19 protein-coding genes and 2 pseudogenes are annotated in these 17,000 nt (G+C 61.8%); 7 read left to right on the forward strand and 14 right to left on the reverse strand.

Features of this window, described 5'->3' with window-relative positions:
• Positions 1–43: 43 nt before the first annotated feature.
• The 6 genes from NKH33_RS25350 to NKH33_RS25375 all read right to left on the reverse strand — a co-directional run bounded on the left by NKH33_RS25350 (position 44) and on the right by NKH33_RS25375 (position 5,825).
• A complete protein-coding gene (locus NKH33_RS25350) occupies positions 44–979 on the reverse strand; it encodes an SMP-30/gluconolactonase/LRE family protein (protein ID WP_352850914.1) in 936 nt (311 codons plus the stop codon).
• 29 nt (positions 980–1,008) lie between these two features.
• The gene (locus NKH33_RS25355; RefSeq protein ID WP_352922003.1) at positions 1,009–2,064 is read right to left on the reverse strand and encodes an ABC transporter permease; all 1,056 of its coding nucleotides are present in this window, start codon (positions 2,062–2,064) and stop codon (positions 1,009–1,011) included.
• Between the two features lie 19 nt (positions 2,065–2,083).
• A complete protein-coding gene (locus NKH33_RS25360) occupies positions 2,084–3,580 on the reverse strand; it encodes a sugar ABC transporter ATP-binding protein (protein WP_352922005.1) in 1,497 nt (498 codons plus the stop codon).
• 82 nt (positions 3,581–3,662) lie between these two features.
• Entirely contained in the window at positions 3,663–4,547 is an 885-nt protein-coding gene (locus tag NKH33_RS25365; protein ID WP_352922007.1) for an NAD(P)-dependent oxidoreductase, read from the reverse strand.
• Positions 4,544–5,119: a gluconokinase gene (locus NKH33_RS25370; protein WP_352922009.1), complete on the reverse strand. Its 576-nt coding sequence runs from the start codon at positions 5,117–5,119 to the stop codon at positions 4,544–4,546. Before NKH33_RS25370 ends, NKH33_RS25365 begins: the two co-directional genes overlap by 4 nt.
• A complete protein-coding gene (locus NKH33_RS25375) occupies positions 5,088–5,825 on the reverse strand; it encodes an SDR family oxidoreductase (RefSeq protein ID WP_352922044.1) in 738 nt (245 codons plus the stop codon). The genes NKH33_RS25370 and NKH33_RS25375 overlap by 32 nt, the downstream gene beginning before the upstream one ends.
• 173 nt (positions 5,826–5,998) lie before the next feature.
• On the opposite strand from NKH33_RS25375, the gene NKH33_RS25380 reads away from it, so the two are divergent.
• Together NKH33_RS25380 and NKH33_RS25385 are read left to right on the forward strand one after the other, a co-directional pair.
• A complete protein-coding gene (locus NKH33_RS25380; protein WP_352922046.1) occupies positions 5,999–6,919 on the forward strand; it encodes a 2-hydroxyacid dehydrogenase in 921 nt (306 codons plus the stop codon).
• A 14-nt stretch (positions 6,920–6,933) separates the two neighbouring features.
• The gene (locus NKH33_RS25385) at positions 6,934–7,965 is read left to right on the forward strand and encodes an L-idonate 5-dehydrogenase (RefSeq protein ID WP_352922010.1); all 1,032 of its coding nucleotides are present in this window, start codon (positions 6,934–6,936) and stop codon (positions 7,963–7,965) included.
• Positions 7,966–8,144: 179 nt separating this feature from the next.
• Here the strand turns inward: NKH33_RS25385 and NKH33_RS25390 are convergent, their stop codons facing one another.
• The 4 genes and pseudogenes from NKH33_RS25390 to NKH33_RS25405 all read right to left on the reverse strand — a co-directional run bounded on the left by NKH33_RS25390 (position 8,145) and on the right by NKH33_RS25405 (position 10,575).
• A complete protein-coding gene (locus NKH33_RS25390) occupies positions 8,145–8,279 on the reverse strand; it encodes a hypothetical protein (RefSeq protein ID WP_352922048.1) in 135 nt (44 codons plus the stop codon).
• A 174-nt stretch (positions 8,280–8,453) separates the two neighbouring features.
• A complete protein-coding gene (locus NKH33_RS25395) occupies positions 8,454–9,497 on the reverse strand; it encodes a LacI family DNA-binding transcriptional regulator (protein ID WP_352922012.1) in 1,044 nt (347 codons plus the stop codon).
• Positions 9,498–10,093: 596 nt separating this feature from the next.
• Positions 10,094–10,225: pseudogene (locus NKH33_RS25400) on the reverse strand (DNA-binding response regulator); the annotation flags it as partial.
• The gene (locus NKH33_RS25405; RefSeq protein WP_352922014.1) at positions 10,222–10,575 is read right to left on the reverse strand and encodes an ATP-binding protein; all 354 of its coding nucleotides are present in this window, start codon (positions 10,573–10,575) and stop codon (positions 10,222–10,224) included. The pseudogene NKH33_RS25400 and the gene NKH33_RS25405, both read right to left, overlap by 4 nt.
• Positions 10,576–10,613: 38 nt before the next feature.
• Here NKH33_RS25405 and NKH33_RS25410 point away from each other — a divergent pair, with 38 nt between their 5' ends.
• The 5 genes and pseudogenes from NKH33_RS25410 to NKH33_RS33305 all read left to right on the forward strand — a co-directional run.
• Positions 10,614–10,889 (forward strand): hypothetical protein, encoded by a 276-nt coding sequence (locus NKH33_RS25410; protein ID WP_352922016.1) that lies wholly within the window; start codon positions 10,614–10,616, stop codon positions 10,887–10,889.
• A gap of 724 nt (positions 10,890–11,613) precedes the next feature.
• Positions 11,614–11,916, forward strand: coding sequence for a BrnT family toxin (locus NKH33_RS25415; protein ID WP_352922018.1), 303 nt, complete (start codon positions 11,614–11,616; stop codon positions 11,914–11,916).
• Positions 11,900–12,172 (forward strand): BrnA antitoxin family protein, encoded by a 273-nt coding sequence (locus tag NKH33_RS25420; RefSeq protein WP_352474883.1) that lies wholly within the window; start codon positions 11,900–11,902, stop codon positions 12,170–12,172. Before NKH33_RS25415 ends, NKH33_RS25420 begins: the two co-directional genes overlap by 17 nt.
• Before the next feature lie 62 nt (positions 12,173–12,234).
• Positions 12,235–12,504 (forward strand): ATPase domain-containing protein, encoded by a 270-nt coding sequence (locus NKH33_RS25425; RefSeq protein ID WP_352922020.1) that lies wholly within the window; start codon positions 12,235–12,237, stop codon positions 12,502–12,504.
• A gap of 341 nt (positions 12,505–12,845) precedes the next feature.
• Positions 12,846–13,073, forward strand: a pseudogene (locus tag NKH33_RS33305) (ATP-binding protein); the annotation flags it as partial.
• On the opposite strand, the gene NKH33_RS25435 reads toward NKH33_RS33305, so the two are convergent.
• The 4 genes from NKH33_RS25435 to NKH33_RS25450 all read right to left on the reverse strand — a co-directional run bounded on the left by NKH33_RS25435 (position 13,052) and on the right by NKH33_RS25450 (position 16,828).
• On the reverse strand, positions 13,052–13,327 hold the full coding sequence (locus NKH33_RS25435) for a CBS domain-containing protein (RefSeq protein WP_352922050.1): 276 nt from the start codon (positions 13,325–13,327) through the stop codon (positions 13,052–13,054). The pseudogene NKH33_RS33305 and the gene NKH33_RS25435 overlap by 22 nt on opposite strands.
• 542 nt (positions 13,328–13,869) lie before the next feature.
• Positions 13,870–14,691 (reverse strand): ATP-binding cassette domain-containing protein, encoded by an 822-nt coding sequence (locus NKH33_RS25440; RefSeq protein ID WP_352922022.1) that lies wholly within the window; start codon positions 14,689–14,691, stop codon positions 13,870–13,872.
• Positions 14,691–15,677, reverse strand: coding sequence for an ABC transporter permease (locus tag NKH33_RS25445; protein ID WP_352922024.1), 987 nt, complete (start codon positions 15,675–15,677; stop codon positions 14,691–14,693). The genes NKH33_RS25440 and NKH33_RS25445 overlap by 1 nt, the downstream gene beginning before the upstream one ends.
• 134 nt (positions 15,678–15,811) lie before the next feature.
• Positions 15,812–16,828: a substrate-binding domain-containing protein gene (locus NKH33_RS25450; protein WP_352502787.1), complete on the reverse strand. Its 1,017-nt coding sequence runs from the start codon at positions 16,826–16,828 to the stop codon at positions 15,812–15,814.
• Positions 16,829–17,000 lie beyond the last annotated feature (172 nt).

Here is a 17,000-nt window from a genome sequence, read left to right on the forward strand (position 1 = left end):
CATGGTCTTTCAAACTCGGCTTTCGATTGGAGTTGGCGACATGTCACCGGCTGATGTCGCCCGCCACCGGACCAACACCGGCCGGATGTGCGTTGACGTAGATGGCGTAGAGGGATGTCTGAGCGGTGATGTAGAGGCGGTTGCGCTTGGGACCGCCGAAACAGACATTGGAAACGAGCTCGGGAACCAGGATACGGCCGATCAGGGTTCCGTCCGGTGCATGGACGCGCACCGAGTCGGCGCTGGAGGCCCAGATGTTGCCGTCGCGATCGACGCGAAAACCATCGAAGAGGCCAGCCCCGCACTCGGCGAAGATGCCGCCTGCAAGCGCCGAGCGGCCATCGGCGGCAAGGTCATAGGCCTTGATCGCGCGCGGCAGGCCGGGCACATGGCTGGCGCCGCTGTCCGAGACATAGAGGATCGTCTCGTCGGGCGAAAAAGCCAGGCCGTTCGGCTGCACCATGTCGGTGACAACGGCGCTCACCTCACCCGAAAGCTCGTCGAATCGGTAGACATGGGAGCCGCCGATCTCCGCTCTGGCGATCTTGCCCTCGTAGTGGCTTTCGATGCCGTAGACCGGGTCGGTGAACCAGATCGTACCGTCGGATTTGACCACCACGTCATTGGGTGAATTGAACCGCTTGCCTGCAACGGTTTCGACAAGCGTCTGCCAACGCCCGTCATGCTCGAGCCGGGAGACACGGCGCCCGCCATGCTCGCAAGCAACGACGCGGCCTTCGCGGTCGAGTGTGTGGCCGTTCTGGTAGTTACAATGGGCCTCGAAGATGCTGACGGAACCATCACTTTCGTCGTAGCGCAGCAGCCGATCGTTCGGGATGTCCGACCACAGCAAATGCCTTGCGGCGGGGACGTACACCGGTCCTTCCGCCCAACGGCTACCGGTCCATAGCCGTTCGAGCTTGGCATGCCCGATCATCAGCTTGCCGAACCGATCGTCGAGAACCTCGTAGTCGTTCATTCCATGATCCACGGGTTTGGCTCGATTTGTCACTTCGAGGGCTGCGCGACGGTCTTGGTCCTGTTTCTTTGCGCTGCGCCGCGCTTGCGCTGGGCGTAGCCGGCAATGCCTATGGCGACGAGCAGCGTGACGCCGTTGAACAATGGCTCGACGAAGAACGAGCCGCCGAACTGCTGGATGCCGGAAATGCCGACCGCCAGGATGATGACGCCTGTCATCGTGCCCCAGACATTGACGCGCCCGGGTTTGATCGTTGTCGAGCCGAGAAAGGCGCCGACGAGGGCCGGCAGAAGATATTCCAGCCCGACGCTGGCTTGGCCAATGCGAAGCTTGGAGGCGAGCAGCACGCCTGTCAGCGCCGTCAGGAAGCCCGAGGAGATGAACGCCCCGATGACGAAGCGGCGCACCGGAATGCCGTTGAGAGCAGCCGCCTTCGGGTTGGCGCCGATAGCATAAACGTAGCGGCCGATCGGCAGATATTCGAGGATGATCCACAGTGCGACGGCGATGCCAAGCACGTAGAGGCCGGTGATCGGCAGCCCGAACACCATCGTGCCGTTGAGCGCGTAGAAGCCGTTGGGCAACACGCCGACAACCTGCCGGCCGCCAGTGTGCCAAAGCGCCAAGGAATAGAGCACGGTGCCGGTGCCGAGCGTGGCGATGAAAGAGTCGATGCGGGCGACTTCGACCAGCAGGCCGTTGAGGAAGCCGGTCGCGGCGCCGAGAAGCAGCACTATCATCACTGCCAGCGGCCACGGAATGCCGAACATGGTCTGCAGACTGATGGCCAGGATGTGCCACAGCACAATGCCGTAGCCGACGGTGAGGTCGATGCGTCCCGACGCCATCGGGATCATCGCCGCCAGCGACAACAGCGCAATAATCGCCTTGTCGGAGATGATCGAGCGCAGGTTAAGCAGCGTCGGGAACGTGTTCGGCAGCAGGATCGAAAACAACAGGATCAGCAACACGGTCAGGATCACCAGTCCGTAGACCGGCAGCAGCCGGATGACCTTCTGCCCCATGGACAAACCCGCCATTTCGCCGCGGGTCGGTTCGAGTGCGCTGGATTCGATCGATTGCATGAGTTCGCTCCCAGAAAGATCAGGCGGCTTCGGAAGCCGATGCCGCGGTGATCACGGCGGATGTGGTGAGGTCTTTGCCAGTGAGTTCGCGAACGATCTGCCCACGCGAAAACACCAAGGCGCGGTGGCAGATGTGGGCAATCTCCTCGAAATCGGTCGACACCACGACGACGGCGAGGCCGGCTTCAAGCGCGCGGCCGATCAGCCGGTAGACCTCAGCCTTGGCGCCGACATCGACGCCGGCGGTCGGATCCTCGGCGATCAGCAATGTACGCCCGGTGTGCAGCCAGCGCCCGACGACCACCTTTTGCTGGTTGCCACCCGACAGCGCCTCTATCGGCAGGTTCGGATCGTTGGGGCGCAGCCCGACGGAACTGCCGATCGCCTGCGCCAGCGCAGCCTCCTTGTGAGGCGCAAGGAAGGAAAACAGGCCGCGCTTGCCGGCGCCGGGATTGAGGAAACTGTTCTCACGGATCGACAAGGATCCAGCGATTGATTCTTCGGTCCTGTCACGCGCGATCAGGCCGATGCCGGACGACATCGCCGCGATCGGGCTGGACAGGTCCGGCACAGCCCCGCGGATCGTCACCGTGCCGGAAAAAGCCTGGCAGCCAAACAGCGCCCGGCCAACCAGTTCCTGCCCGGCGCCGCGCAGGCCGACCAGGCCGAGCAACTCACCCTTGCACACGTCGAAAGACACCGGGCCGGCACCGGCGCAGACCAGGTCGCGCACGGCGCAGATCGTCTCGCCGGCCTGCGTTTGAGCCTTGCTGAAAACCTGGCTGACCGGACGGCCGACGATCATCTCGACCAGTTCGTCCGGTTTTGTATCGGCGACTTTCTTCTCGCCGACCAGCCTGCCGTCGCGCAGCACGGCGACGCGATCGGCGATGCGGAAAATTTCATCGAGGCGATGCGAGACATAGATCATGCCGACGCCGCGCTGCTTGAGCGGACGGATGGCGTCGAACAGCCGCTCGACCTCGTCGGCGGGAAGGCTGGCGGTCGGCTCGTCGAGCACCAGCACATCGGCCTCGGTAGCCAAGGCGCGAGCGATGGCAACCAGCGACTTTTCTGTACGGGTCAGATCCTGGACCCGCGTCGTCGGGTCGAAATCACAGCCGACCAGCTTTAACGCCTCGTGCGCCCTCGCCTCGGTCGATCGCCAGTCGATCAGGCCAGAGCGAAGCGAAAAGCCTTGGGCCAGGCCGACATTCTCGCCGACCGTCATCCATTCGATAAGACCTAGATCCTGGTGAATGAAGGCTACGGGCTGGCGCTGGTTCGGCCGCGGCGGGCGATGATGGTAGAGCTCGCCGCGAAACAGGATTTGGCCGCCATCCGGCCGATAGATGCCGGCGAGCGTCTTGATCAGCGTCGACTTGCCGGCGCCATTCTCGCCGAGCAGCGCCAGGATCTCGCCCTTGTGCAGATCAAGCGTCACGTCGGAGAGCGCGCGGGTGCCGCCGAACTCCTTCGTAATTGACTTGAACTCGATCAGTTTTTGCTCGGTCACAATGCGTTCCTCCCGAGATCGCCCAAATGATGTTATCGATAACATTTCTAGGCGTCAAGCATCAAAGAATAAGGCCAACGGATCAGCTGGTCTTGCCGTCGAGCAGACGCATCATCTCGGCCGAATCGTTCGGCCCCAATCCAGCGGCGCAGAGCAGGCGATGGATCTCGACCACCTGCCCGGTCATCGGCATCGGCGTCTTGGTTTTCAGCGCGAAGGCCTGCAGCGAATCCAGATCCTTCAGCATGTTGTCGATGCGGCCGGTGGCTGAAAAATCCCGGGCAGCGAATTTTGCCATGAACTCCTGCATGATGCTGGAGTCGGCCCGCCCGCCCTTGAGTGCAGCGGGAATTGCCTTCGGGTCTACGCCGCCGGCTTCGGCAAGCTTCACGGCTTCGGCGACAGCCTGGAACAGTACTGCGCAGAACAGCTGGTTGATCAGCTTGGTCGTCTGCCCTGCCCCACTTGGGCCCATGAGAGTGTAGTTGGCGCAGAGATGCCGCATCACCGTGCGCGCCTGTTCGAAGTCTTCAGCCTCGCCACCCGCCATGACGGTCAGCCTGCCGGCCAGCGCGCCGGGAACGCCGCCCGAAAGCGGGCAGTCGAGCCATTTCATGCCGGTCTCGGCAGACAGCTTCCCGGCCATCTGCGCGGTGTCGACAGGATCGATCGAAGACATGTCGATCAGCAGCTTTTCCGACGACGCCGCAGCAGCGACACCACCATCGCCAAACACCACCGAACGCACGATATTGGCATGGTTGAGACTGAGAATGACGAAGTCGTTCGCTCGCGTTGCCTCGGCGACCGACGCGGCGGCAGCCGCACCCTTTGCAGTCAGCGCTGCAATCTTGACCTTGTCCAGATCGAATACCGTCACGGCTAGCCCAGTCTCGATCAGGCGTGTGGCGATCGCCGATCCCATGATGCCGGCGCCGACAACGGCGACTTTTGTTGGTTGCGTCATTTCAACGTGCCTTTCTTTGATCTGGCAGGGCCGACCCCAAATGTACCCAGACCCTGCAACACTCTATCGGCAATCGTGTCGACAGGCGCCTCGATGTCCACTGTGACCACCAGCTTCTCGTCACCTGGATGCTCCAGTGTGGCGAACTGGCTGTCGAGCAGCGCGGGCGGAAAGAAGTGGCTGCGGCGCTCGGCGAGCCTGGCTTGCAACACCGCACGTGAACCGTCCAAAAATACGAAAAGCACGGGCCCAATGGCACCATCGCGAAGACGATCGCGATACGATTTCTTCAGCGCCGAGCAACTCGCGACGAGCCCGCGTCCTTCCTCATGGGCATGGCGCAAGGCTGAGCCCAACAGGTCCAGCCAAGGCCAACGATCCTCGTCGGCAAGCGGTATGCCCGCCGACATTTTCTCGACATTCCCGCGGGGGTGCAGCGCGTCGCCTTCGACAAAAGCGAGCCCTAGACGAGCCGCGATCGCGATGCCAATGCTGGTCTTGCCGCAGCCGCTGACACCCATCACGACGATGGACCAGGACTCAGAGGCAGGTTGTGATGCCGCCATCGACATAGAGCGTGTGTCCATTGACAAAGGACGAGGCCGGTGCAGCCAGAAAGATCGCCGCGCCGACCAGTTCGCCGACATCGCCCCAACGACCCGCCGGTGTGCGGTTGGTCAGCCAGGCTGAAAACTCGGGATTATCGACCAGCGCCTGGTTGAGCGGCGTCTTGAAGTAACCGGGCGCAATGGAATTGATCTGCAAGCCGTGCTTCGCCCAATCGGCACACATGCCGCGCGTCAGGTTGCGCACAGCGCCTTTCGTGGCTGTATAGGGGGCGATGTTCGTTCGGGCCAGTTCGCTCTGCACCGAGGCGATATTGATGATCTTGCCGCGCCGCCGCGGGATCATGTGCCGCGCCACCGCTTGTCCCACGAAGAACACGCTGGAGATGTTGGTGCGCAAGAGTTCCTCCCATTTGTCGGCGGGGAAATCCTCGAGCGGCATTCGGAACTGCATGCCGGCATTGTTGATAAGAATATCGATGGCGCCGATCGTCGCCTCGATATCCGCGACGCCGTTCGCCACCGCTGCATGATTGGTGACGTCGAAGACGGCGCTATGGACCTTGTATCCCTTCGCTATCAGTGCATCCGCAGCTGTTTTGACCTTTTCGGCGCTGCGTCCGTTGAGCACGATTTCGGCGCCGTGCTGCGCCAACCCCTCGGCCAGCGCCAGGCCGATCCCCTGTCCCGAGCCGGTGACCAGCGCCCGCATGCCGGTCAAATCGAATAATGAACTGCCCAAATGCTCCTCCTGAGCAATGTTTGCTGAAGCGGCCACGATTTCCAACGCACTGCCGCCAGTCCCTATTGACATGAATGTTATCGATAACATAGTCAATGGAAAAATGAGTTCGCACAGGAGACGACGCCGTGACCGACATTTTGATGACAGGTCCCTATCCCGATTGGGACATGGGAGATCTTGAGGCGAAATATCGCGTCCACAAACTTTGGCAGTCCGAGGACAAGGACGCGTTGCTCTCAAGCCACGCCGGCGCGATCCGCGCCATAGCTACGCGCGGCGAGCTTGGCGCAAGTGCTGCGCTGATGAGAAAGCTGCCGCAGCTCGAAATCGTTTCCTGCTATGGCGTCGGCACTGACGCCATCGACCTTGCCTATGCCAGTGCGAACGGCATTCGTGTCACCAATACACCGGATGTTCTAACCGAGGACGTAGCCGATATCGGGATCGGGCTACTGCTCGCCGTGGCGCGAAAAATCCCGCAGGCCGACGCCTATGTACGCGATGGAAGCTGGCGCAAGGGCAATATGGGGCTGGTCACGCGTGTCTGTGGAAAAAGGCTGGGCATTGTCGGCATGGGCCGCGTCGGTGCGGCGGTGGCGAAGCGCGCCGCTGCATTCGACTGCACGATTTCCTATTTCGACAACCGCAAGCGCGACGATCTTCCTTATACTTTTGTCGGCGATCTGGTCGAACTGGCGCGCGACAGCGAATTTCTGATCGTAACGCTCGCCGGCGGCGAAAGCACAAAACACATCATTAATGCGTCGATCCTGGCAGCGCTCGGAGCAGACGGTATCGTCATAAATATTTCGCGCGGCAGCACGATCGACGAGACCGCGTTGCTCGCGGCCCTGGAATCCAGTGCCATCAAGGGTGCCGGGCTCGACGTGTTCTGGAACGAGCCAACCATCGACGAGCGCTTCCTGAAGCTTACCAACGTCGTGCTGCAACCGCACCACGCCAGCGGCACGGTGGAAACCCGCAAGGCCATGGGTCAGCTCGTTCGCGATAATCTCGCGGCCCATTTCGGCGGACAGACCTTGCTGACACCGGTCGTCTGAGAAGGGATCACATCATGAAGTCGATCGTCATCCACGCGGCAAAAGACCTGCGGATCGAGGAGACCGATCCGGGCTCCCCTGGCGCCGGACAGGTCGAGATCGCGGTCGAGGCTGGCGGCATCTGCGGCTCGGACCTGCATTATTACAACCATGGCGGCTTCGGCGCGATCCGCCTTCGTGAACCCATGATTCTTGGCCACGAGGTTGCGGGCACGGTGCGGGCCCTCGGCGACGGCATCTCCCCACTTGCGGTCGGCGATCGCGTGGCGATCTCGCCCAGCCGAGCCTGCAATGCCTGTCGCTACTGCCTGCAAGGCATGCAGAACCAGTGCCTCGACATGCGCTTCTATGGCAGCGCCATGCCGATGCCGCACATCCAGGGCGCCTTCCGCCAGCGCCTGATCGCCGAGGCGTGGCAGTGCCACAGAATAGCCGACCACATCTCCATCAACGAAGCCGCTTTCGCCGAGCCCTTCGCGGTGACGCTGCATGCCATGAACCGCGCCGGCTCGCTGCTCGGCAAACGGGTTCTGGTCACCGGCTGCGGGCCGATCGGCGCGCTTTGCATCCTCGCCGCACGAGCCCACGGCGCGCGCGAGATCGTCGCCACCGATGTCATGGAGGGCGTGCTGGCGAAGGCCCTGGAGATCGGTGCCGACCGGACGATCAATGTCGCGACAAACAGCGAAGAGCTCGCCGCCTACAATGTCGACAAGGGTAGTTTCGACGTGATGTTCGAGGCCTCCGGCAATGAACGCGCGGTGCGTGCAGGGCTCGATGTCCTGAAGCCGCGCGGCGTGCTCGTGCAGCTCGGTCTCGGCGGCGATCTGTCGATCCCGCAGAACCTCGTCGTCGCGAAAGAGATCGAGATGCGGGGCACTTTCCGTTTCCACGAGGAGTTTGGGATCGCCGTCGACCTGATCAATCGCCGCCGGGTGGATGTCAAACCGCTACTGACGGGCATCTATCCTCTCGACGAGGCGGTCGCGGCTTTCGACATCGCCGGTGACCGAAACAAATCCATGAAGGTTCAGATCGCGTTCTGAAGATCCTTCGGTTGCGCTGGAGGCGCATCGGCACATCGCATGAAATCACGTCGGCGCCAACCGCCGCCAAGGCGGCGTGTGCCACATCGAAATCCTGCTCGCCGGTTCCCGACCCGACGCCGATGCCGCGCGCAAGGCGTCCGCCGAAGCGGATCGGCAAGCCCCCGGGCCCAAATTGGTCACGTCGCCCTGCGATGCGATACCGGCTGAGAGCGCCACTCGAACGCGATGCCGCCAGTAGCGGCGTTTATTGACGCTGCGGTGCGCGCCTTCGCCTGCGCCGTACGCATGCTGAGGAACCGCGCGCCATCCATGCGCAGGCTGGCGAGGACTTCGCCGCTCGCATCGACGACCACGAGACATTGCGACGCCCATCGTGACGGCGCGCGCTGCTCCGGCTTTCAAGGCACCGTCATGCGTGAGGGTGATGGTCTCGCGAAAAATCGCTGCTGGGCTGCCCTTCGCTGCGTTTGAATCGATGCAGGAGCTCAGGTGCTTTCGCGCTCGACGACGCGATAGCTTGTGAGGACGATTTCTTCGCCGTGTCGTTTCTCGTCGCCTCGGATCACCTGGATCAATCTGCGGGCGGCCTGTTGCCCGATGCCGTAGCAGTCGACATTCACGGTGGTGATGCCGGGATGGCAAAAGGCGGCTACCTCGTAGTCGCCGAAGCCGGCAATGGCGATGTCCTGCGGGATCCGCATGCCCCGGCGCTTGCATTCCATCAGTGCGCCGAAGGCCGAAAGGTCCGAAACGCAGAGTACGGCTTGCGTGTCCGGCCAGCGCTCCAGCATGCTGACGACGGCCTGGCCTCCCTGCTCGATGGATATCGGCGGCACGCCAAAGGAAACGAGGCGCCCGGTTGGCAGGCCGAGTTCCTCAATGGCTCTGACAAAGCCTTCGCGCCGTTGGCTGCCGCGCGTGTCGCGCGAGGTCGTGCCACCGATGTAACCGAATTTATTGTAGCCTTTTCTGGCCAGCGTCTTGACGAGAAGCCCCATCGCCTCTTCGTTGGAGAATCCGACCACCTGATCGATGGGTTTCGCCGGCAACTCCCAGGTTTCGACTACAGGGATGCCCGCGTTTTTAAGAAGCCGGCGGGCGCGCTCCGTATGGGCGCCGCCGGTCAGAATGATGCCTTCGGGCCGCCGACGGAGCATCGCTTCGATCAGCTTTTCCTCCTTCTCGACCGTATAGTCGGTGTAGCCGAGCAGAAGCTGGAGTCCCGTGCTCTCCAGTTCATCCGTTATGCCGCGCGCCGTATCGGCGAAGTTGGAATTGTTGAGTGATGGAACCATCGCGGCAACAAATCCAGTCTTGCGCGAGGACAGGCTGCCGGCCGATTGGTCGAGCACGTAGCCGAGGTCGTTGACCGCGACCATGATCTTTTCCCGCGTCGCCTTGGAAACGAGGCTGCCCTCTTTCAGGGCGCGTGAAACCGTCATGGTGGACACACCTGCCCGCCGCGCCACGTCGACCATCGTCGGGGCGTGGCTCTCGCCCGGTCTCGATGAAGCTGCCTTGGCCATCATGCCGCTCCACCAGCCGGCAGCGATGTGCCCAAGCAAAACGCTGGACACTCGGGCACAAGGTCTCTGCGGCGTCCGGCATCGCTCATGAACCACCCGTTGGAATCAACTTCACGCAAGGCATGTTATCGATACCATATCAAAAGACAACAGCCACATACGGCCCAAGCGTAAACATGGTCATGAGCACCGGTTTGGGCCGCGATCACACTTTGCATCTACTGCCGACGACGATTGCCGAATGAGGTCCGCCCGACAGGACCGGACACCGTTTCTTCGATGCCTGCCGGGCGTGGGTGCGCCAGCTCTGTCAGCCAGCCCATAGCGAGCAAGTCGACGGTGTAGGCGACGGGATCAGGAGCAGCAGGGCAGGAACGCCCGCCATTGGGATGCCGGCACCACACGATAGACCGCCTTCATGTAGTTGGCGCTCCCGAGCAGATAGATCGCCGGTCCGCCAGTGAGGATCAGGACTTAGGTTAGGCCGTCTTGAGCGGATCATGGGAATGCGCCAGCACCAGATCGTTGCCGACGGCGGCGGCGATGACCCCGCCGACCAGGATCCCGCGGGCATAACGAGGCCTATCTGCCGAATTGTCGGAGGTTAGAAACTCTTCCGCCGAGGAGAACGACTTCGCGTTGAAACCGAACGCTCTAAGCAGGTCTGGCAGGGACTCGCGCACGGATTCATCGTCGTCGACGACAGACACGAGTGGTTGCACAACTTTCATCGAATCCCCGCTGAACTCTGCGCATTGCCCATAGCCGATGCGCGCATGGTGCCGACCTCGCGAAGCCCTTCCCCGAAGTACTCCGGGATGGAGAATGAGAACGTAGCACCCGGGCCCCGGTTCCGTTCAGCCCACAGGCGTCCGTTATGGCTCTCTATGATGGTGCGGCTGACGGACAACCCGATCCCCATGCCCTCGCTCTTGGTTGTATAGAACGCCTCGAAGAGGCGCGCCGTTCCTTCCGGCCCGAAACCAACGCCGGCGTCCTGTACGGAGAGGTGCACGTGATCGTCTTCGTCCAATTCGGTTCTGATCACCAGCTGCCTCGGGCGGTCATCGACGCCGCTCATCGCATCGGAGCGTTCCGCAGCAGGTTTATGATTACCTGTTGAAGCTGGACCCGGTCACCGCCGACCGGCGGAAGCCCGTCGGCGAACTCGGTGTGCAGCACCACCCGGTTTCGTTGAAGATCGCCGGACGACAGTGCAATCACCTCTCGCGCAGCCTCGTTCAGATCAATTGGTTCGATCGTTGGGGGCCGTTTGCTGAAAAGCGCGCGCAATCGTGCAATCACGTCCGCCGCACGATTGCCGTCGCGGATGGTGCGGCGCGCGGTTTCTTGCGCGACCTCGATGTTTGGCGGGTCGGCCGCCAGAGCGGCTGATTGACCTCATGCGCGATCGAGGCCGTCATTGCGCCGAGGCTCATTACCCTCGTGAGGTGGGCGAGTTCCGACCTAAGTTTGTCGTGCGCCTGCGCCAACAGCCGGCTTTGTGTCACGTCCTGAACCGCGCCAACGCATTCCAGTCGACCGGTATCGTGCTTTATCACGCGGCCGAATACTCTGACGTGTTTAATCCTGCCATCAGCCATGAGAAGCCTGATGTCGTATTCGGGATTGTCCCGACCGGAGCGCACCCGACGGGCGGCTGCACGATGCCAACAGCCTTGATCGTCGCCAGCAGCAGGGGGCCTTCGGGCTGGACTTGGAACGGCGCGCCTTGTCGGGATTGTCCTTGAGCGAGGGCGGATCAACGAATTTCAGTTCCATGGGAATGCTCCTTGGAGGGTTGCAGACGCGGCCTTTCACCGGTCCTTTCTCGTCTTCCTTCCGAAGACATCCCCCTGCCCGCGGAGCGGGCGGGTCGGTGCAACTGCCTGGTGAGCATCCCTGCCCGGCAGGACAAGCGGGGCTTTCAGCCCTGCGCCGGACGACGCGGCCGGGATTGCGAGGCTGGCGGTTGAGCGTCAGCGCCACCGGTCTGGCCGATCAGCGAGGGGGTTTTCCTTGCCTCCATTTCCTCTCCCTATGCTGTCCAAATCTGCTGGGCGGAGCGCTCACGCCTGACGGAGCTTGAAATCCGCGTATATTATGGCAATATACATCGATGATCGAATGGGAACGGATTGCCGGCTTCGACTGGGATGCGAGCAATGCCCGCAAGAGCATCGACAAGCACGACGTCAGCCAGGCCGAGGCGGAACAGGTGTTCTTCAACGAGCCGTTGCTGACCGTTCCCGACGCAAAGCACAGCGCCATCGAGCAACGAATTCATGCCCTGGGGCGCACCGATGATGGAAGGCTGCTGCACATCACCTTCACGCTTCGGGACAAGGACACCAAGATCCGGGTGATTTCCGCCCGGGATATGAGCCGCAAGGAGCGAGGCTACTATGACCAAGACAGCTAAGCCGGTTCCGACCTTTGCATCGGAGGCCGAGGAGCGCGCCTTCTGGGAGTCCAACGACTCCAGTGAGCATGTCGATTGGAGCAAGGCAGAGCGGGTCCGCCTGCCCAACCTCAAGCCGTCGTCGACCTCGATCTCGTTGCGGCTGCCCAATAGCCTGCTCGAACGGATCAAGGTCGCGGCGAACAAGCGCGACGTGCCCTATCAGTCCCTTATCAAGACCTGGCTGTCCGAGAAGATTGACGCCTCTCGAGGCTAAGGAGGCCGGCCTTAAGCCTCTACCTCTCCCGGGTAACGAGCGGCAATGCCGATTTTGACAGGATGACGAGCGGGGGCTTCTTCCGCGACAGCGTTACGCTGGTCAGCGGCGCGACCGGCACCGGCAAGACGCTGCTGGTGACCAATTTCCTGGCCGGTGGCGTCGCGGCCGGCGAACGCTCCTTACTGGTTGGCCACGAAGAAAGCCGCGGTCAGCTCATTCGCAACGCGCGCAGTTGGGGTGTCGATTTCGAGACGATGGAAGCGGAAGGCGGGCTCAAGGTCGTCTGTCTCTATCCGGAGGCGGCATCGTTCATGACTTCAACAATCTGATCGCCGTCTTCGAATCCGGCCTCCGGCAGTTGGCAAAGCAGCTTGCGGACAATCCCGCCGATCCGAAAATCGGTACGCTGATCGAGGAGATGCTGAAGCGCACGCGAAATGGCGGCGCGCTGACGCAGCAGTTGCTCGCCTTCTCCCGGCGTCAGTCCCTGGAGCCCGGAAAGGTCGATCTCAACCAACATATTGGATCGCTCACCGCTCTGCTGGAGCGGACCCTCGGCCGCGACATCAGGATCGAGCGTCATCTCGATCCAGCGCTCGGTCCGGTTCTCATCGACGCCAATCAGCTCGACGTCGCCATTCTCAACCTGGCGGTCAACGCCAGGCATGCAATGACAGACTACGGCAGGTTCACGATCGAGACGAGTGACGCGCCTGACGATCTGGACGATCTGAAAGGATTGGCGGCGTCGTTCGTTCGCTTGACGCTGAGCGACACCGGCCACGGCATGGACAAGCAAGTTCTCGCCCAGGTCTTCGAGCCCTTCTTCACGACAAAAAGCAATGGCGAGGGAACAGGGCTCGGACTCAGCCAAGTCTACGGCTTCGTCAAACAGTCCGGCGGGCACATCCGCATCGATAGCCAGGTGGGCAAAGGGACCAGCGTGCATTTTGTTCCTGCCGCGCACACCCCGTCGCGATCCATGGTCATGCCGACGGGTCGATCGTTCTCGCCGATCGGCACGCAACCGATACTCTCATCGCGCATGACCCGCGCGACTTCCTGCATCGACGCATCGGGGGAGTACCAGCGCACTTTCCCCGTCATCGCTTCATTTACCAGCATGGTCGCCTCCATGTGGCCAGGTCCCATCGAGGTCGCGGACGGCTGCAGCACAAAAAGGGCAGTGGCATTGCTGTGGACAGTACCGCCCGCGAAGTCCCGAACATAACTATGCACCCGGACGATGCGGTCACTGACCAGCTATTCAGGCGCCTGGTATCCGAAAAAATAGCCGAGCGCCGGCAGGCTCGAAGTCTTGCTGTTCGCCGTGAGCTGGCGTTCCTGGCCTTTTCATCATAGCAGGCAACGGCTTCTATTGCGTCACCGATCGCGAGGCTGATTGATCCGGGTTTGTCGGCGAAGACCCGTTAGCCACCATGACCAGGCGATCTTTCTGACCTAATCTTCGAGCTGCTTCGCGACGTCCTCTATTGATTATGTGTCGAGCGGGAGCCTCAATGGAGATGGTGGCTAACGAGCTCGACATGAATTCGCGGTGACCACATGCGTTCGGCCTATGACAGCGGTCCTAAAGCGTGTCGCGTCAGAACGGATTCAGGCGACCCGCTTTAGGTCTTTGTTTTATGCATGTCGTCCTCCCAAGACCGAGCTCACTTTTGGGCGACATTGCATTAGCGAAAAGCTGATGCTGCCGGTTTTTCGAACTTCGCCGCGCCGGTCATGATGGCGACGACATCGCCCATGGTGTGGGTTTTCGGACTGACCACGGCCGCACGTTTGCCCAGGCGCATGATGTGGATGCGGTCGGCGATTTCAAAGACGTTCGGCATGTTGTGGCTGATCAGGACCACCGGCAATCCGCGCTGGCGGATCGCCCGGATCAGGTCGAGAACCTGGCCAGTTTCGCGCACGCCGAGTGCTGCCGTCGGCTCATCCATGATCGCGAGCTTCTTGGCGAACAATGCCGCTCTGGCGACCGCGACGCCCTGACGCTGGCCGCCTGACAACGATTCGACCGCGCTGCCGATCGACGGCAGGTGGAATTTCAGGTCCGCCATGCTGCGCTCCGCCTCCGCGCGCATCCCCTTCTTGTCGAGCATGCGCAGCACATTGCCGAGAAAGCCGGGGCGGCGGCGTTCCCGGCCGAGAAACAGGTTGCTGGCGATGTCGAGCGCGGCCGCAACGGCGAGATCCTGGTAGACCGTCTCGATGCCGAGCTTGCGTGCTTCCAGCGGACCCTTGAAGTGGACGGGTTGGCCGTCCAGCAGAATGTCGCCGCTGTCGGGGACGATCGCGCCAGTCAGCGCCTTGATCAGCGAACTCTTTCCAGCGCCGTTGTCACCGACCACCGCCAGGATTTCGCCGGCGCGCAGTTCGAAATCGACACCGTCGAGAGCGGTGACGTGGCCGTAGCGTTTGACTACGTTGCGGGCTTCGAGGATGACGCCACCCGGGGTGGTCACCATTGGCGCTCTCGGCTCGACAGGCGTCATCACCGCCTCCCCCTGGTCAGTTGATCGAGCGCGACCGCCACGATCACGAGAATGCCTGTGATCAGATCCTGCCAGAGCGGATCAATGCCGGCGAGCGTCAGCCCGTTGCGCAGGACGCCGACGATCAGCGCGCCTATTAGGGTGCCGATCAATCCGCCCCGGCCGCCGAACAGGCTGGTGCCGCCGATGACGACGGCGGTGATGGAATCGAGATTGGCGGTCTGCAAGGCATTGGGGTCGGCATTGGGGATTCGGCCGAGCGCCAGCCAGGCCGCGATCCCGTAAATGAACGCCGCTAGGACGTAGACCGACAGGAGGAGCCGACCGACCGGTATACCGACAAGCCGGGCGGCTTCCGGATTGTTGCCGACCGCGTAGACATGCCGTCCCCATTGCGTCTGGTTGAGAAGGAACCAGACCATTCCATAGAGGAGGAGCATGATTATGACGCCGTAGGTCACGATGAAACCGTTCAGGCGGATGGTGTTTCCCGTCCAGCCGAGAAAGTCGTCGGTGACCGGAAATGCCCCGCCCGCCGAAATCAGCCTGAGCGCGGCGGTGATGATGCCCAATATACCGAGGGTGACGATGAAAGGTGGCAGGCGCAGGCCGCTGATCAGGCTTCCAGCCGCGACACCCGCCGCTGTGCAGGCAAGAACGGCCAGGGCCATGGCCGCGATCGGGTCATAGCCGCTGTTCGCCAGCTTTCCGGCCAGGATGGTGCCCAGTACGCAAGTCGCTCCCACCGCGAGATCGATGCCGGCGGTCAGGATGATCAAGGTCTGGCCAATGGCCAAGGTGCCGATGATCACCGTCTGCTGGAGAATGATCGACAGGTTTTGCGTGGCGAGAAAACGCGGATTGGTCAGGGAAAAGATCACGCCGAAAGCGAGCAGTACCAGCAATGGGCCCACCGATGGCGTGCCGATGACCTTCTTGGCAATGCTGGACGTTCCGCCGAAAGAGAGTGCCGATGGCGAATTCATAAGTGCCCTTTGGAACAGTCGCCGCGTTCCCAGCCTCAAGGGTCGGGCCGGAAACGAACGGGACCATGCCGATACAGATATACCGTCTTGCCGACGGCCTGTCCGGCATGGTCCCGCCGGGAGGATTCAAAATATCAGTCGCCCCAGCAGTTCTTGAGGCCCCATTCGGTGTCCTTGGAGTCGATCCCTTCAACCGGCTTGTCGGTGATCAGGAACGAACCCGTATTGACGAAGCCGCTCGGCTTCTTGCCGCTGGCCGCATAATCGACGACCGCGTCGACGCCCATGGCCGCCATCTTGTAGGGGAACTGCATGACGGTCGCGGCGATCTTGCCGGCCTTGACGTCGCGGACACCGGCGCAGCCGCCGTCAATCGAGGTCAGCATGACATCGGCTTCCTTGCCGAAGGATTTCAACGCCGCATAGCCGCCGGCGGCGGCTGGCTCGTTGATGGTGTAGACCGCATTGATCTCGCCGTTCTTGGAGAGCAGGTTTTCCATGCCGACCTGGCCCTTGTCCTGTGCGCCATTGGTGATGGCCGAGCCGGCGATGGCCGGATCGCCCTCGGCAAGCCCGAAGCCCTTCAGATAGCCATTGTGGCGGAACGTATCGACCGTGCCGCCAGGCGTTCCATCGAGCATGGCCAGCACCGGCTTCTTGTCGCCGAGCGCCTTGCGGGCATAGGCGCCCTGCTGCACGCCGGCCTCGAAATTATCCGTGGCAAAGGTGGCGTCGACCGCATCGGCGGGATCGGTCGCCGTATCGAGCGCGATCACGAGGACCCCTGCATCGCGCGCCTTCTTGATGATACCCAGCATGCCGGTCGAGTTGTTAGGCGTCACCAATATGCCTTTGGCGCCGGCGCTGATCAGATCCTCGATCGCAGTGACCTGGCCTTCATTGTCGCCGTCGAACTTGCCAGCACGGGCGATCAATTTGACGCCCTTGGCCTTGGCCTCCGCTTCGGCAGCCTGACGCATTTTCACAAAGAACGGGTTGACCTCCGTCTTGGTGACGAGGCCGACAATGACTTCCTCAGCCGAGGCATGGCCGGTCACTGCAAAGGCGGTCCCGAAGAACACCAGGCCCGCAACGGCTGATTTCACGATGGTTCCGGATTTAGTGCCGGTCGACATAGGCAAAGTGAACATGAACTCCTCCCGAGTTGTTGAACCTTTCTCCTCAAAGGCTCACCGAGTTACGCATATGTTTTGCATACAGTCAAACATTATATCTATAATTATGTATGTTTTTATACATAATTATAGATGCGAGCCGCGCCTCATGCGTGCCCTGCACGTCGAAGGATGGCGGTTCCGCAAA

Origin of the sequence: Mesorhizobium sp. M1182, from assembly GCF_040318335.1 — a bacterium.
Classification (GTDB): Bacteria; Pseudomonadota; Alphaproteobacteria; order Rhizobiales; family Rhizobiaceae; genus Mesorhizobium.

Excerpts from the sequence above, each read along its gene's own strand:
- NKH33_RS25450 (WP_352502787.1), bottom strand. The coding sequence starts at position 16,828 with ATGTTCACTTTGCCTATGTCGACCGGCACTAAATCCGGAACCATCGTG.
- NKH33_RS25380 (WP_352922046.1), top strand. The coding sequence starts at position 5,999 with ATGACAGGTCCCTATCCCGATTGGGACATGGGAGATCTTGAGGCGAAA.
- NKH33_RS25425 (WP_352922020.1), top strand. The coding sequence starts at position 12,235 with ATGACGAGCGGGGGCTTCTTCCGCGACAGCGTTACGCTGGTCAGCGGC.
- NKH33_RS25440 (WP_352922022.1), bottom strand. The coding sequence starts at position 14,691 with ATGACGCCTGTCGAGCCGAGAGCGCCAATGGTGACCACCCCGGGTGGC.
- NKH33_RS25370 (WP_352922009.1), bottom strand. The coding sequence starts at position 5,119 with ATGTCGATGGCGGCATCACAACCTGCCTCTGAGTCCTGGTCCATCGTC.
- NKH33_RS25375 (WP_352922044.1), bottom strand. The coding sequence starts at position 5,825 with ATGCGGGCGCTGGTCACCGGCTCGGGACAGGGGATCGGCCTGGCGCTG.
- NKH33_RS25435 (WP_352922050.1), bottom strand. The coding sequence starts at position 13,327 with ATGGGACCTGGCCACATGGAGGCGACCATGCTGGTAAATGAAGCGATG.
- NKH33_RS25415 (WP_352922018.1), top strand. The coding sequence starts at position 11,614 with ATGATCGAATGGGAACGGATTGCCGGCTTCGACTGGGATGCGAGCAAT.
- NKH33_RS25355 (WP_352922003.1), bottom strand. The coding sequence starts at position 2,064 with ATGCAATCGATCGAATCCAGCGCACTCGAACCGACCCGCGGCGAAATG.
- NKH33_RS25385 (WP_352922010.1), top strand. The coding sequence starts at position 6,934 with ATGAAGTCGATCGTCATCCACGCGGCAAAAGACCTGCGGATCGAGGAG.
- NKH33_RS25390 (WP_352922048.1), bottom strand. The coding sequence starts at position 8,279 with ATGGATGGCGCGCGGTTCCTCAGCATGCGTACGGCGCAGGCGAAGGCG.
- NKH33_RS25350 (WP_352850914.1), bottom strand. The coding sequence starts at position 979 with ATGAACGACTACGAGGTTCTCGACGATCGGTTCGGCAAGCTGATGATC.
- NKH33_RS25420 (WP_352474883.1), top strand. The coding sequence starts at position 11,900 with ATGACCAAGACAGCTAAGCCGGTTCCGACCTTTGCATCGGAGGCCGAG.
- NKH33_RS25365 (WP_352922007.1), bottom strand. The coding sequence starts at position 4,547 with ATGACGCAACCAACAAAAGTCGCCGTTGTCGGCGCCGGCATCATGGGA.
- NKH33_RS25405 (WP_352922014.1), bottom strand. The coding sequence starts at position 10,575 with ATGAGCGGCGTCGATGACCGCCCGAGGCAGCTGGTGATCAGAACCGAA.
- NKH33_RS25445 (WP_352922024.1), bottom strand. The coding sequence starts at position 15,677 with ATGAATTCGCCATCGGCACTCTCTTTCGGCGGAACGTCCAGCATTGCC.
- NKH33_RS25395 (WP_352922012.1), bottom strand. The coding sequence starts at position 9,497 with ATGATGGCCAAGGCAGCTTCATCGAGACCGGGCGAGAGCCACGCCCCG.